The sequence below is a fragment of the Janthinobacterium sp. GW456P genome, assembly GCF_002127655.1.
Taxonomy (GTDB): domain Bacteria; phylum Pseudomonadota; class Gammaproteobacteria; order Burkholderiales; family Burkholderiaceae_D; genus Janthinobacterium.
Genome location: NZ_NEHB01000004.1, coordinates 157,409 through 173,479, shown reverse-complemented (window position 1 = coordinate 173,479; position 16,071 = coordinate 157,409). Strand labels below are relative to the sequence as shown.

Annotated in this window: 9 protein-coding genes; 5 read left to right on the top strand and 4 right to left on the bottom strand. The window is 51.8% G+C overall.

Annotation, left to right across the window (positions count from 1 at the left end; genetic code table 11):
* Positions 1-308: 308 nt before the first annotated feature.
* Positions 309-1,637: a DNA cytosine methyltransferase gene (locus CBW66_RS06315; protein ID WP_086137355.1), complete on the bottom strand. Its 1,329-nt coding sequence runs from the start codon at positions 1,635-1,637 to the stop codon at positions 309-311.
* 208 nt (positions 1,638-1,845) lie between these two features.
* Here CBW66_RS06315 and CBW66_RS28380 point away from each other — a divergent pair, with 208 nt between their 5' ends.
* From CBW66_RS28380 to CBW66_RS28375, 3 genes are read left to right on the top strand one after another with little or no spacing between them, the layout of a single operon-like run.
* Positions 1,846-3,819: a hypothetical protein gene (locus CBW66_RS28380; RefSeq protein ID WP_139841586.1), complete on the top strand. Its 1,974-nt coding sequence runs from the start codon at positions 1,846-1,848 to the stop codon at positions 3,817-3,819.
* Entirely contained in the window at positions 3,809-5,371 is a 1,563-nt protein-coding gene (locus CBW66_RS06305; protein WP_139841585.1) for a hypothetical protein, read from the top strand. The genes CBW66_RS28380 and CBW66_RS06305 overlap by 11 nt, the downstream gene beginning before the upstream one ends.
* A gap of 25 nt (positions 5,372-5,396) precedes the next feature.
* The gene (locus CBW66_RS28375; RefSeq protein ID WP_139841584.1) at positions 5,397-10,946 is read left to right on the top strand and encodes an ATP-binding protein; all 5,550 of its coding nucleotides are present in this window, start codon (positions 5,397-5,399) and stop codon (positions 10,944-10,946) included.
* A gap of 68 nt (positions 10,947-11,014) precedes the next feature.
* Here CBW66_RS28375 and CBW66_RS06295 read toward each other — a convergent pair whose 3' ends face one another.
* Positions 11,015-11,440: a very short patch repair endonuclease gene (locus tag CBW66_RS06295; protein ID WP_086137351.1), complete on the bottom strand. Its 426-nt coding sequence runs from the start codon at positions 11,438-11,440 to the stop codon at positions 11,015-11,017.
* A 189-nt stretch (positions 11,441-11,629) separates the two neighbouring features.
* On the opposite strand from CBW66_RS06295, the gene CBW66_RS06290 reads away from it, so the two are divergent.
* The gene (locus CBW66_RS06290; RefSeq protein ID WP_086137350.1) at positions 11,630-12,136 is read left to right on the top strand and encodes a hypothetical protein; all 507 of its coding nucleotides are present in this window, start codon (positions 11,630-11,632) and stop codon (positions 12,134-12,136) included.
* A gap of 268 nt (positions 12,137-12,404) precedes the next feature.
* Here CBW66_RS06290 and CBW66_RS06285 read toward each other — a convergent pair whose 3' ends face one another.
* Entirely contained in the window at positions 12,405-13,088 is a 684-nt protein-coding gene (locus tag CBW66_RS06285; RefSeq protein WP_086137349.1) for a hypothetical protein, read from the bottom strand.
* Between the two features lie 163 nt (positions 13,089-13,251).
* On the opposite strand from CBW66_RS06285, the gene CBW66_RS29770 reads away from it, so the two are divergent.
* Positions 13,252-13,704, top strand: a complete 453-nt coding sequence (locus tag CBW66_RS29770; RefSeq protein WP_139841583.1) for a deaminase — start codon at positions 13,252-13,254, stop codon at positions 13,702-13,704.
* Positions 13,705-14,193: 489 nt separating this feature from the next.
* Here the strand turns inward: CBW66_RS29770 and glmS are convergent, their stop codons facing one another.
* Entirely contained in the window at positions 14,194-16,023 is a 1,830-nt protein-coding gene (gene glmS, locus CBW66_RS06275; RefSeq protein WP_086137347.1) for a glutamine--fructose-6-phosphate transaminase (isomerizing), read from the bottom strand.
* Positions 16,024-16,071 lie beyond the last annotated feature (48 nt).

The following is a 16,071-nucleotide window of genomic DNA, read 5'->3' as shown; positions in this document are numbered from 1 at the left end:
AGTTCCGATTAGCTCCTATAACATCAGTGCACTCACCGCCGCTCCGCTCTGATTGAATAGTAACAATGGCTCGTCAGCGCCGCTTGCCATCAAGACTTCCGTGCGATGCTGCAAGTATTCTTACGTTTCCAGTAGGTGGAAACAGCGTTGTTCCTTATCAGTCCTGTAAATTAGACGCTTCATCATTTCCTTTTTCTGCGTCGAGATTAAAAAGCCCGAGGACCTGTACAGAGCTTCGGGCTTTTCAACCGATAGAATCAAATATTAGGGGAAATCTCCGTCGATACGTGGCTGCCCCAGACGAGTAGTTAGCTGTCTATTGCAGCGCTGGGATTTTCATTCTTGCCGCCAACCGACTTCTTCTTCTTACTTTCGTTTAGTAACGTTAGTCGAGCAAGCAGCATCTCGCCAATTGCCTCGGACAGTAACGGTGGAACAGCGTTCCCAACCTGAGTATACCGGGGACATTCTTGCTTCCGCTGCTTGCCACCTGTCGTGTATTTCTCCTGAAACGCAAACCAATCAGGAAACGATTGGAGGCGTGCGCTCTCACGCACAGTCAATATCCTCGGCTCACTGTAGTGAACTATGTCGTCCGGTAGTGTCGTAACTGTCGGGGCGGGCAAGTCTGGGTGAAGTACTGTCGTCGAGTGCTTGCGCGTACCCGCTTTCTTTCTTTCCTCGATGGACAAGCAGAAGCCTGGCCGGCACAACGACTGGACGAGCTTGAAATACTTGACGGTGTCAGGTTTGTGTCGCGGGAGGCGACGACTATTGGGAACAATATCAGGAGTAGCCTTGCGCATCAACGCTTGAAATTTCGTCGGTTTAGTTGGCTGGTCATAAACAGCTTCTTTGAATCCAGAGGCTGCAGAGTCAAGGCACGGGACAAGTTCACGTCCGCTAATTTCCAAGTCAGAAATTGCTTCCCGCGTGCTGATCGGCTTGTCGATTGCCAATCCACGTTCTTTTAGGAATTTCGTGCGACCTGCCTTCAGCATGGCAAAGAGGTCAGGCATTTCTGATTGCTGGTCGTTGCGTTCGCAGATCATTAGGAAGCGTTGGCGGTTCTGCGGTACGCCGAAATCCGCGCAGTTTACAAGGCCGGCGGAAACCTCGTACCCTTGTTCCTTAAGGCGCGTAGCGATGTACTCGGCGTATGATTGTTTCTTTGTATTGCCCATGAGCAGTTCGGCACCTTGCTCATTTTCGAATTTCATATTGAAGCCGGCCACGTTTTCAATGACGATAAAGCGAGGCCGTACGAGACCAACCAGCGCAAGGTATTGCTCAGTCATTTTATTGCGGGGGTCAGCGGGATTGCGTTTCCCTGCGGTAGAGAACCCCTGGCAGGGCGGGCCTCCAACGATCAAGTCGACCTGGCCGCCCAGTTTCCCAACCTCATTCGCGTAAGTCGTGATCAAATCCTCGCACGTCATTGCCTGAGCTGGAAGCCACTTGGGCCAGGCGAAACTAAAGTCGTCATTTTTGATCAAATTATGCTTTAGAGTGGCAAAGGCAAGGGGACTCTTCTCGATCGCGAACACACCTTTGCAGCCGGCAGTTATCAACCCGAGAGACAGTCCGCCGCAACCCGCAAATGCATCTATGAATTGTAATTTGGGGGGGGAGTTCACTTGGTTTCCTGTAGTCGTATTTATCCGTAGCCGCGCCGGCTCCCAATTTTGACATGATTTCAAGACCTGCACCAGGATAACAGTGCTGTTTCATGGCACTATACGCTAAGACAATTTTTCCTATTGGCAATTTAGTTGTCGATTACAGTATTTTAATACCTATGACCGTGTAAAATCTTATGAATTTGCCAGCGACTGAGAGGATTGTGTGACACAAAATAGTTTGCTCAGTAAGCTCCTGACATTGCAGCAAGATGGTCAGCGATCAATTAGCGGCCCCACCAATTGGCTGAAACCTACCGTCCTTGAAGTTCAGACCAATCTTCATGCTGTGATAGACGCACTTGAGCAGGCGGTAGTTCCGAATACGGACAGCTCACGCCCCGGGCGATGGCACTTTTTTGTTGGCTCGCCTGGAAATGGCAAATCGGCGGGTGCTGGGGATCTGGTGCGCAGGTTGGATAAACGTGGCGACACGATCTTAGACTTAGCCTCAGGCAAGACTTTGCGTGAACTATCAGGCTCCGACGTTCCGTATAGGCTAGATGTCTTTGCGGCGGGTCAGAAATTTCCATATCTCTACATCGCACAAGATGCATCAGTACTGCCCGATCCTTATGATCCAGATGCCGACCCCGCACTTGCTCTTGAGGAGCTTTTGATTGACGCGGCAGAGCGCGGTGTTTCCGTTGTCGTATGTACAAATCGAGGAGTCATCGAACGGACTTTTTCGCGAGGATATCTTGACCCACTGAAGAATGGGGAAGGGTGGTTCAAGGCAATTCGAATGGCTGTTGGCGACCCGGTCGGCACAATCAGCCTAGGTCCAGCGACTCGCAAGCGTGTGTTTGACTCTATTGAGATAGGTGTTACTTCACTCGATCAACGTAGTTTGGTTCTTGCCTCGGACACTCTGGAGCACATCATTGTGAAGGCGATCAACGCCCCAGAATGGGCGGCTTGCGAAGGGTGCCCATCTCGTTCAATGTGCCCGTTTCGTGCAAACCGCGACTGGCTCGCTCAGCCGGAACTTCGGGGAAGTATAGGCCGCGTATTACTTCATGCAGAGCTCTTCGACGGGCAAGTGATTGTGCTGCGTGAGGCCCTCGCGTTGATTTCGCTCCTACTCGCGGGATGCCCTCATGACTATTCTTCTGCACATCCATGTGATTGGGTACATCAAAAAAGAAGCAAGGGGGACATCTTTGCTCTTGCAAGTCGCCGGCTCTACATGGTCCTTTTTTCCTCATATTCCCCTTTCGGGCTTGCCATTGATCCTGAAGACCGGGCAGTGCAAACAGCAGACTTGAAATCATTGACGAGATCAGGCTCTGGGACTACTGATCAGACCAACAAGGCAATGAAATTCGTTGTCGATGGACGCCACAGCACATCAACTGACGTTGGCGTGCAACGCCTACTTGGGATGGGACGTGTGTTGTCGTCGCTCGATCCATTTTCCGACGTCTTGCCGCCGGACTTTCTTGATCGATGGAACGAATCATGGATTCAGCTGCAATCTGGAGATAGCTGGGTGAGTGAGATCGAACGTGCGTGTTTTTCCTGCTGGGAGGACCTACAACGCGCAGCTGCCGCATCGCTTGATTCCTCGCCTACCGTATATCGTTGGCTAACCAGATGGATTACGGCCTACACAATTCGAGCGGGAGCACTTGTTGAGAAAGTGACAACGTATGGCAATGATTTGGATGAACTTGCAAGCATTCTTGGAATTAGTGGACAACCAACTCGTCAACAAATGCTCTTAATTGATAAGATCGAGATGACACTTGCGCTGAGCTTGAACCCTGTGAGTGAAGGGTTAGTCTTATCCCCTTCCACCAGCCTGCATGGCGATTGGCCTACCCAAGCCCTTAAGCCGAAATTGAAGACCGGTAGTGGCGGTGCAATTACCGCTCACCTTAGCTTTGGGGGGTCAAATCACACCATCCCAATGAGTACGCGCGCGTTCGTTTGGCTGAAGCGGAAGGCTGAGCGTGAGATGGCATCGGCCACCTTTCCAAACGAGTACTTAGGGACTGCACGGGACGCCATGCTCCGCGTTGCCGTGACCTCGGCGTATGACACAAAGGATGGTATCGAATTAAGGATAACGCGGGCCAATGAGCCTTCAATACAAATCAAACGCGCTCATGGAGGCATGGTCATAGATGTTATCTAACCTTAGTTCTCCAACACTGGATAGGATTATCGGCCCAGATGACAAATCAGTCTTTGAGCCGACGGTGCCGAATCTATTTAAGAAATCTGCATTTTTCATAAACACGGTGGGTATGCGTGAGGCTCCAGAACGACTTGTTCTCGAACTGTTTCGCGAAATATCGTTCGAGTATATGCGCCCACCGAGTGAGTCCAAGGCGCGCGATTTGGGGCCGCATGAAGGCCAACCCATCGAGGAGTTAGCGTTGCTGCATATTGCACGTGGACGTGGAAAGCGGAAGAGAGACAAGCTCAATAACGCAACCTACTTTGGCCCTCTATATCCGGAACTTGCTCGCGACGCTTGGCCACGGAAACAAGCCGAACGTGTAGTTGCGTACCAGTTAATTGATCGACCACTCGCGCAGTATATTTTGGACAATCGAGTGAATGCGAGCACATTCGCACAAGATGTGGTCAGCGCAATAGCAGGAAAGGCGCGAGCCGATGACGGGCGGCCTGACGTCTTGAAGGAGACGTTGGGCCGCATCGAAATTGATCGTGCAATGTCGGGCCTCCTTGACGAGCAACAGGCAATTCGCAAGCTCGTCGATCGGTTTGAGGCAGCAAAGGGCGCGGTTTTGGATTGCGGTTCCCCAGACAGGTTGGCAGGGCGCTTGGCTGAAGACTTCCAGAATCTATGCAAGCTGGAAGGAAAGATCCCACGGCTCCTTTGGATTGACCTCCTTAAATGCTACCTTCGTATGGCTCTTCCCACCTGGCTGCTTGCGCACATGCGCCTAACGGTAAGCCTTCGCGACTGGACACTAACGGCGCTCGGTGGAGGAGTAATTTCTGACGAGAGTATTCTCGCTGAGATTCAGGATCGATGGAAAGGCCTCTTTCACCCGACGCAAACTGGCTCAAATGAGATCGCATTGCATATTGAACGCTACGTGAAAGCTCGTGTTGAACTCAGCTTATTGACATATTGGGTACGCAGTATTCTGGGCAATCAGGCGATCGATGCATCGCTATCTGTAAGGACAGCTGGGAAAGATTTTCTATCGGTCTCTGACTGGTTGTCTCGCTGTCGACAAGCTGGAAGAAAAATCGACCTCGATTGCGATAGCACCGCCGTGCGAGCCAAAATCGTGCCGCTGGCGCAAGGGTTCGGTGCCTGGCTTAACCCCGCCACGAAAGGACAGGGAAAGAACATAGAGGAATTTCTTCGCATACTTCTTCGTTTGCCCGATTCGGATGAGGATGATGGTTACCTTTTGACAGGTACAAGGAAGGGTGGATTTCAACGCGTCGTTGTGTTTCCCGGCCCGGCAATGCTAAAAACCATGCTGTATTTGGTGGCAGCGGAAAAGAAAAATAATCCGACAAAAACTCGCGGAAAAATTGTTCTTTCTGATCTCGAACATCATTTCGCTGAATACGGCGTTGACTTTGCGGCAAGTGTAGGTGCTAGGCCGCAGTTGATTTCTGAATTATCCAGACTGGGATTTTTAAAGGGAAGTCCTGATGCTGGTGACAGCGCTGAACTAATTGTGCCAGACATGGTGTAATTTCAACGGAATTTGGATGTGATTGATGACGAATGCACTGATTGAAACATTAGCCCGCCTTGTGCGCCAGTATTTTGATGACCTTCGGCAAGGAGGCGTGGAATGTCGTCTTGTCCTCCCGGCGCTTACCGAACAGATTGCAATCGGTCTTCAAGAGAAGCTCGTATGCGATGGGCTCCCTTCGTATCTGGTTGTTCCTCGCTCGAAAGTGACGGACTCAAATAGGCGCTGGATACGAGCAGAAGGAGTCACTAGCGTGCGCCAGGGCGACATGATCGTCGTGGTGTGGCCAGGCGAGATGTCACACATTCAGGATTCAGTAATTGGCGCTGGTGGGGCAATGCGGAATTTTGCATTTAGTGATGAGTGGCCTTGGATTGAGACAAGTAACGAGTACTTTCGTTTTGACGGACCTGTACTCTCGGACATTCTAAAAAGCTGGGACGTGCGTACCGAAAGCCAAAGCACGTATTTAAGTATCATACAAGCGACCCTTGATGCATGTCGGGACTCACTAATGAGGGGAAGTGTTTTCCTCGACACGATATTGGGAACGTTTGATCCAAGTGCTCACGCTTCCATCGAGAATGATATCGAACACCTCTTATTTCATCTCGGGATACCCCGACCTGAGCGAGTCGAATGGAATGAAAAAGGAGCGGCAAAGCGCTACTTTGGAGAGGTGCGCCGAGTACTGAAGGAGCTGTCAACCCGCATACGTGATACGGACGGGAAACAGGAGCTTCTTACACGGATTTCCGATATTGAAGCTGACACGACTGTTGCCGACGCACTGAAAATGTCGTTTGGACAGTTGGTAGATACCTTTACCACGCGTGGAGATGATCGACAAGAAGGATTGTTGGCCCTACACGGCTGCTGGGCCGATGAACGTGTATGGATCGATTGGGGGTTGTCGCAACTTCAGGCGCTACTTGACGTTGTCCCTACTGACGAAGATGTGAGTATCACCTACGAACTCGATGTAAACAATGGTGTTGTCGCTCAAGACGGTAAGTCTGCTGTTCTAATCGAGGGTGGATCTGTTCACATTGACGTCAACTATGAAGGACTTGCCGCCGACTCAACTGATACAGAAATTCGCATTCTTGATCGTGCAAGGCTGCTGTTTAGTCAAGCCTGTGTGGGGACAAGCGGGAAGATTCAGATCGATCTGTATTACGACCACATCTTCGGACATCCTGCGACAGGAAAGAAGAAGAGTCTCAGAATTGTCGTGATGCGAGGACAAAAGGAATTGGCGACTGGGCGTGTCACGGCGATACCGTGTGGTCCGAATCAACCAGTTGTCGCAGTAGTGGAACCTGGTTTCAAATATTATTTTGGGAATCCGACAAATCACGGTGACGCGTCAAGTGAGGATGTTGAAAAGATTGATGTCAGTGAGCCCGTGCGCATTACTGTTCTTTCTTGGGACGGATTTGACGACGGCGAGGTCGAAATTGACGACGAACCAGTGTCCTTGGATCAGGATCCTGAAAACGCCCGCATTTTCAGATTCCCGAACGCCATCGACCCTGGTTCGTCTGGTGGCGGATTCGCTAGTATTGACTTACGTGTTTCAGGTCTCGAAATCGCTGTTGACGTAGAAGCAAAAAACATTACACGCGGCGAGTTCACGCTAGAGCGCGAGTTAATTGTGAAATTGGCGGCAATGTCGCAAGCACCGGGACATCGAACGGCTGTGGGGCGGATAGTTGATATTTTTACTGGTAAGCAGACTGACCCGTATCCAAGTCTTGGTGGCTTGGACGACTTGTCAAGAAACCGAATTAGATGGGCAAAGCTATTTGAAACAAGTACTAATGGCCGCCCAATTATTGCAAATCTCCTTTATGAAGGTAATCTACTTCCTGAGCCCATTGATAGCCAATTTGCGCTTGCATACATTCCTGTACTACCTGCTACATTTCGCGACGAGGCGATTCGAGCAGAAGTTGCCGAATTAATCAGTGCATACGCCGAAGCACGACAAGCTACACTTGATGTAGTTTGTGAAGGCGCGCGTAACGACTCGCAGTGGCCGCATTACGCCCTTTTGCCGATCCTTGTAGATACGAAGCGGCGCCGGATTGAGGACGTGATCCATGCATATCTAAACGCGTACTTAGCGCTCCTATCTTACGTACAGAAAAATCTGACAAAGTTGACTTGGGCGGAGCTCTTCCGGCTTTCGTGTGCTGATTGCGTCGTGCATTGGGATGATGGCGCCAGTGCGCGAAAGATAATCTTGATTGGACCGTGGCATCCTGTTGTGGTAGCAAAGCGATTTATGGTTCAGTCCGCATTGTTGGGAAGTGCGCGTCGTCACTTGGGACTGAAAAATGCTGGTAAGGGCCACGTGCTGGCATTGTTGCTTGATCAGGTCAATTCACTGCGTTGGTTTGCCTCGCCTGCATCGGACGGTACAACTTTCGAGAGCTACTATGTCACTTCTACATCTGATCCTGGTTGGCTAGTAGCGATGTCTCACGATACGGTTGGCGGGCCCGACTATTTGTCGTTTACTGTTGCGCTACGGCGTCTTCACGGATTGGAGACGGGCTTGATGCCGTCATCGCGCGATCAGGTTGCGAAAGGCTACCTTCAAGATTTCGTCAACGCATATCCAACGAGGCGAGCCATTTCTGTCGTTGCCGATGCATCGTACTCGCCTGCGCGACTTGTCGAGTCTGCGCAGTCGCTTCTATATGAGGGGGACGACGTGTCAAGCGTTGGCCGCCAATTGCCAGGTGGCATACATATCGCGGTTGCGGGTCAACATGACCTCGATGCGCAAGAGTGGCGCGAGCCGCCGGTTTGTCTATACGGCATCAGCAATAGCGACGTGATTGATCGCCAGTTTAACGACATTCATTTGCTATCGCCAGGTCGTGCCAAATCGACGCGGGACTCGGGGGATCGAGTCTCACTACCGCGAGGACACGGCCTGCTAGCGGCGTTCGCAAACCCAATTAAACAGGTCGGCGCATGGGCTGATGGAATATTGAATTCACGAGCTTTTGAGCGTGATTCACCGCTTTCTACAGCTGAATCTCTGGGAGATGTCTTTACTCAAGTATGTAGCAAGCTTGCAAGTCTTCCTGGCGAGGAACGTGTAATGAGTTGGCAAGCGGACTTGCCGCCCTCGCTCGAGCACCTGTGGACCGTGATACCTGGGAATCATGTCGATCCTGCGGTCTTCGTTCGCTATGTCACTGTCGCAGCTCGGCGTGGTGAGAGCACCGCGCTGTGGGACTACAGCATGAGTCTAACAGGAGCCCTTAACAGCTACTTTGTATTGTCACGAATTCCTGCCAGTGTGTCGCATGAACTCAACAAGAGCCCAGTACTCGAAAATCGACCGCTGGCACCTGCAGTTCTTGGGGAATTGGGACGTGTTGGAATGGCTTTAGGTAGCGAAAGTCTAAGATCGGGAAGTAAAGCATTAGGGGTAATCGGTGTTGTCGCCGCTGTTCGACTGTTCTTGCCAGGATCTATTGCGCGTCCGCCAATTCGCAATGGGAAATGCTTGCGTGGTTTTCTTCTACCGGTTGACGCTTTTAGGGAAATATTAGGCGGATCATTGGACAGTGCCGAACTAGGGCAACGTCAAAGGGCTGATTTGGTAGCTATCCAGCTTGGACTACAACAAGATGGGATCGTTGGAATTTCCTGTTGCTCTATTGAATGCAAATATAGCAGCAATACGTTTGGAACGGACCAAACGACTGCCGCGTTACAGCAAGCCAGCGCGACATTGAGACGCATCCACGAGCTGCTCGAAGCATCCCAAGTAAATTCTGGAATTCCGGAACGTTTAGCATTGTTGTCGCTCATCTCATTTGGTCTTCGACTATCGCAGGAGCAATTGAACGGTGACGCTGCAACATTCGCAGATCTCGAAGCCAAGTTACTGCAAGGAGTTCTTGATGGGAAAATCAAGATTGTCCCACCTCGATCAGCCAAGATTGTTGTAGTGACAGACTGCACAGCGCCAGCTGCATCATGGACGCAAGGGCAGGGACTAGTGATTACAGTAGGGCCAAGGCATTGGCCTGGGGTTTCTGAATCCCCCGAGCTGCGCGCTGTTCGTGATCGTCTTGCACAGGAGTTTGACCCTCTATTTGATGCCATTGGAAGTGAGCAAGAATGTGCTAATGACACTGGCGAGTTTGTGCGGGACAATGTAGTGGAAAGTGAAAAAGAAGGAGATCAAGAGCTGCAATCGATGCCAGCCAGTGATGCCGTAATAACAGGTCAAGAAATAGCACCTGTGTCCGCCAACAACAATACGACGGTGAGTACAGTGAAGGATGAGGACACCGTGGTTCCCCTTCAGGCATTGGAACCGGTGCTGCTAGGTACCGCCGATGGTTTAAAGTTTTTTTACGATCCACAGAACCGGAAAACCCCGCTCGACAATTACAATGTTATGGTGACCGGCTCATCGGGCAAGGGAAAAACGCAGCTAATTAAGGCAATTGTGTCGCGATTGAGGGAACAAAACCGCAATGTTCTCCTATTGGATTTTAAGAACGATTTTGCTAGTGACGAACATTTTGTAAAAAAAGCGAGATTACAGCCGCAATACGTGACGTTCGACGGCCTTCCCTTCAATCCATTGATACCGGTTCCTTTGCGTAGACCAGGTTCGCCAAAAGAATATCTTCCTATCTCGGAACACATCAACGGGTTAGTTGATATTTTTAAGAAAACCTTTGGTCTCGGGGATCAACAGGAAGTTGCGGTAAAAAATGCAATTCGAGAATGCTTTGAAGCACGAGGTATTCAATCGAGAGGTACGGTTGAAGTTCGCTCGGACATCGATTATCCCGACTTCAATGACGTTGGTGACAAACTTCGCGATACCAACCCGAACGCATACAATCGCTTGGATCCCTTGTTCGATCTCGGGATATTCCCGCCGAGTTCACGCTTGACTCGATTTGACACTATGTTGAACGGGTCAATCGTAGTTGATTTGAGCCAAATACAGAGCGACAAGATCAAGAATGCTGTGGCAAAGATCCTGGTGATGTCCGCACACCGGTACTACAATGCGCGCGAACACTCTGGGCACCTGCGGCAATTTTTTGCATTTGATGAAGCCCACCGAGTGCTAGATTCGGATTTCCTATTGCAGTTCGTGCGTGAGTGCAGGGCCTACGGTGTTGGAGTACTCCTTTCGTCCCAATATCCGACGGATTTCCCGGCAGACGTCTCCGCATCATTGAACACAAAAATTATCCATGGAAATGGTGCGGATCGAGATCGAGTTCGAGATATAACACGACTCGTCGGTGGACTTGTACCTGATGACCAAATCGTTCAGTTGTCAATGTTCCAGGCAATTGTGTCGAATCCGCAGTTTCAGCCGACGATCGTGAAAACCATTGGGTATCCAATGATGCTTGTTTTTGACTCAATCCGAGAATCAGGAGGAGTTGCTCGATCTGAGTTGCACGTCGACGGCGTGGACCCTGCTAGATTAAACGTCGCATATCTAGTTTCTGCATTAATGGATATGGGCGTTGTTGTCGAGACATCGGGTGTGTTGAGGGCACTCAGTTGACGTGGAGAACAGCATGGACATTGTTGTTCCAAGACTACCAACGATCGGCAGGTATACTATTTGCCGAGTTATGAGTTTGCTTGGTGATTTTTTAGGGAGTACGCGAGGCGCTGGGCTAGATCATTTGATTTCTGGAGTTCACATTCCCAGACAACAATTACCCGCCAGCCAAGTGCAGTTAGCTTGGCGGCATTTTCGCTGTCACGCTTGACATTCTGGGATAGCTTGGCTTCCCAGAACTCCTTTCGTGTGGAGGGTTTGCTCGCGAGCTTGCATCCGGCGTGTTGATGCCAAAAGCAACCGTTCACCAGAATAACTGCATTGTATTTTGGCAGTACGACGTCGGGACAGCCGGGGAGATCCTTGCGATGCAGACGAAAGCGGAAACCCATAGCGTGTAACATTCGGCGTATGGCGAGTTCAGGCTTGGTATTGCGACTCTTGTTGGCAGCCATGATCCGGCTTCTTTGTTCAGGACTAATTACGTCCACCATCGGCCTCTATAAATTATTGTGTTAAGTGTAGAGCACGGCGCCGGACAGCGCCGTATTAGTGTGTTTCGACGAAAATCGTACACCCTTTGGTCTCCGAAGGGTTTTCGATAAAAGGCGCCACTTCCTCATGCTGGCTAAAACGTTTCGTCCCGTACCAAACACTGACTGATTTTTTGACTAAGTAACAATATGACGAGAGTACCCAAAGCGCGCCTCGTGCTGCAGGACGCGATGTTCGTGCGTGAAAAATTGGAGAACGAATTAGGCCACATAGAATGGCGCCTCTACTGGGTGCTAGCGGTCGTTCTGCTGCGTGCTGTAGGTCACGTTCTGGACAAGGTTGACGGGAACGATGATCCGGCGGTAAAGCGGGAGGCGAATACCCTGCACAAGTCATGGCGATCTGGAGACGAGAATGCAATTTTCCGCGACTTCATCGAACGTGAACGGAACAGCATCCTGAAGGAATACGAATCCGAGATCACCGAGGGGCCGGTAGCAATAATGGCACACTTGCAACAACATGATGGGTTTGATGTCGTCAGACAGTTTCTCCTAGAGGAGAACATATATCGACCAATGGGTGCGGGAGTATTTGAGGGTGAGGACGGTCGCACACTATTGGACGAAGCGATAGCTTGGTGGGCGCGACAACTTGGGGAGGTGGACCGCCGCGTGGCCCCCTCGTCAACGTGACAGGGGCGACAGGGCCAGAAATGAATGGGCACGTGGACTACAAGCACCAACCAGAAACGACAACGATCACTTACATGAGTTATTGCATTGCGTGAGGATGTTCTTGGTGGTCCGGTACGGGCTCGAACCACTGACACAAGGAATTTCACAAATCCTGGCGCAGCGGGCCATTGGCCGCTACCTAAGGAATTCTTCCCGGAAATTTGCCATTTGATGTCAATCGACAACGCGCGAGTACTTGTAGCGTATCTTAGGCCACAGATGGACGTTACTTCTTGCGCTTATCTTGCGCAGACTTCAGCGTAAGGTTATCGGAAGATTCTGACTTTTGCGGCGAAATGGATCGAGCGACCTTGGCGTCGGCAGCAGCCTCTTTTGACTTGGCCTCAAGATCGTCTACACGCTGCAATAGTTGGGCCATCTTCATTTGTTGATCCTGGCCGGATGTAAAGACAGTGAAAGCAATAGGCGCGAAGATTGAGGCTACCGCTACAATAAGTGCTGCCCAAACGCCGTAGAACGCCCACTTCGGCAACTTGAAAACTTCAGTCTCCACTTCCTTGACTAACGTGTGCATGTTTAGAAAAGACTTCGAAAAACCCTTTGACTTCTTTCTCATATCTGCGGTGTAGGTGGCCATATCTTGTCGATTCGTTGCAACACCTGTCGCGGCATGTTGAATGAACACCAATCGCAAGAAGGGCATGCCTTTCTTAAGTTCAAAAGGCTCATTACTGAAGTTTACAAGCGCAGTTGCGATTGGACCAAACCAGCCCGGATCTATGACGCCGACGTTAAGAGCAAAGACGCCTTGGTGCGCCCAGCTAGTTTTGAGTGTCGCAAGTGCAGTGTGGTTTTCCTTTGTCTCAATTTCTTCCGTCGAGATAACCCAGACGACACCCCGTGGCTCTAAGGTAAATGAGCTTCCAGAGACAACTTTCCCTTCGTACATGATGGTGCCTACGGTTGCATCATATGTGGAGGCTCGCTCTCCTGCCGTGACACTATGATGTACAATCCCAGCACCCTGAATCTCAAGTTTTGTAAGCACAAATTACCTCGTCAAAGTGGACATACCAGAATTCCTCAACAAAACCGAAGCCGACATTTTTTACATGTCAGAAGCCTTCGCTGAAAGATCTTCTACTGACGATCCGAAGGGGAAAATTGTACCGCAGTCAGCCGTTGGCGTGATTATTGCCGAAGGCAGGTATCAAATAGCGCGCTCTGCCAATATCTTGCCCCCTGAACTTAAGCATAGCCTTGAAATATCTGGCATGGTTGTGACAGAAGACGATCGATATCATCTAATCGAACACGCTGAACGAGCGGCCATATTCAAAGCTTTTCTTGCGAAGGCGGATATGAGTAATGCGACAATCTACTGCACGCGTTTTCCGTGCAGTGATTGTGCGAGAGCAATAATCTGGTCCGGAATTAAACGGGCGGTTTTTGCAGGGGGGTTTGCAGGCGAAGAGCGGTGGCTAACGTCACAGCGCGCGGCTTTACGCATCCTCCGAGAAGGTGGCGTCAAGGTTCGTTACTTGACCGCTACGAATTTCCGATAATATTCGCACCACAGTGACTCTTTCCTAGTTATGAAACAATGGGGCGCCTTCAACATTGGTCATCTGGGCGAGTTGGACGCTATGGGGGCTAGGCGATTGGTGCTGAGTACCGGAAATAGACCAGACACAAAGGCTATTAACCTTAGAAACGGCAACGCCCACTTGTATGGGTCGGCGTTGCGTGAACGATGTTCTTGGTGGCCGGTGAGGAATCGAACCAACGACACAAGGATTTCCAATCCTTGTGTCACGAACGAGAATGCTTAGACCGAAGCTGTATTAATTAATTATGTAAAACTTAATTGTTTGGCCACGCGAACGTGTTTAACGACAAGTAGAGTTTGCTTGTGCAAAAAGTCCGACAGAATTTATTGTTTCGACTCACAGCCTAACCAACCAATGTGACAAACATAATTTAAGCTGTGACATACACAATTTAGCATGTGACATACACAATTTAAATTATTCACACCTCAGTCCCCGTCCGCCTTACTCCACCGTCACCGACTTCGCCAGATTCCTTGGTTTGTCCACATCCGTGCCCCGTGCCAGTGCCGTGTGGTACGCCAGCAATTGCAGCGCGACCACGTGCAGGATCGGCGACAAGTCGCCGTAGTGCTCGGGCAGGCGGATGACGTGCAGGCCTTCGCCCGAGTTGATGCGGGAATCGACGTCGGCAAAGACGTACAGCTGGCCGCCGCGGGCGCGCACTTCCTGCATGTTCGATTTGAGTTTTTCGATCAGGGCGTCATTCGGCGCGATGGTGACGACTGGCATTTCATTCGTCACCAGGGCCAGCGGGCCGTGTTTCAATTCGCCGGCCGGATACGCTTCGGCGTGGATGTACGAGATTTCCTTCAGTTTTAACGCGCCTTCCAGGGCGATCGGGTAGTGCATGCCGCGGCCCAGGAAGAGGGCGTTTTCCTTGCGCGCGAATTCCTCGGACCAGGCGATGATCTGCGGTTCCAGCGCCAGCACGGAAGCGATGGCGACGGGCAGGTGGCGCATGGCTTTCAGGTGCGCCGCTTCCTGCTCTTCGGACAGGTGGCCATTGACTTGCGCCAGGCACAGCGTCAGCAGGAACAGGCCCGCCAGCTGCGTCGTGAACGCCTTGGTGGAGGCCACGCCCACTTCCACGCCGGCGCGCGTGATGTAGGCCAGGGCGCACTCGCGCACCATGGCGCTGGTGGCCACGTTGCAGATGGTCAGGGTGTGCTGCATGCCCAGGCTGCGCGCATGTTTCAGGGCGGCCAGGGTGTCGGCCGTCTCGCCGCTTTGCGAAATGGTAACGACCAGGGTGTTCGGGTGCGGCACGCTGTCGCGGTAGCGGTATTCGCTGGCCACTTCCACGCTGACAGGTACTTTGGCGATCGACTCGATCCAGTATTTTGCCGTCATGCCCGCATACGAGCTGGTGCCGCAGGCGAGGATCAGCACGCGGTCGATCTGCTTGAAGATTTTATAGGCGCCGTCGCCGAACAATTCCGGCATGATGCCCGTCACGCCTTCCAAGGTGTCGCCGATGGCGCGCGGCTGCTCGAAGATTTCCTTCTGCATGTAGTGGCGGTACGGGCCCAGCTCGGCCGCGCCCGTGTGCGCATGCACGGTTTTCACTTCGCGCTCGACGGGCTTGCCGTCGACGTCGACGATCCAGCAGCGCGACAGTTGCAGGTCGACCACGTCGCCTTCTTCCAGGTAGATGATCTGGTCGGTCGTGCCGGCCAGCGCCATGGCGTCCGAGGCGACAAAGTTTTCACCGTTACCCAGGCCGACGATCAGGGGCGAGCCCTGGCGCGCGGCCACCACGCGGTGCGGCTCGTCGCGGCAGAAGACGGCGATCGCGTACGCGCCGTCGAGGCGTTTCACGGCCTGCTGCACGGTCTCGAACAGGTCGCCGTTATACATGTGCTCGACCAGGTGGGCGATCACTTCCGTGTCCGTCTGGCTCTGGAAGACGTAACCGAGAGCCGTCAGTTCGGCGCGCAGTTCGTCGTGGTTTTCGATGATGCCGTTATGCACCAGCGCCACGCGTGCGTTCTCTTCCGTTGGGGAAAAGTGCGGGTGGGCATTGAACGAGACAGGGGCGCCATGCGTGGCCCAGCGCGTGTGGGCGATGCCCGTAAAACCGCTCAAGCCTTCTTCGCCGATCTGCTTTTCCAGCTCGGCCACGCGCGAGGTGGAGCGCGAACGCTGCAGCCGGCCATCGGCATGCAGGGCGATGCCGCAGGAATCGTAGCCGCGGTATTCCAGGCGCTTCAAGCCTTCGACCAGGATGGGAGTGATATTACGTTGCGCTACCGCGCCGACGATGCCGCACATGGAAACCTCTGTCTAAAAATTCATCAATGCACGCATGCTAATGCAGAG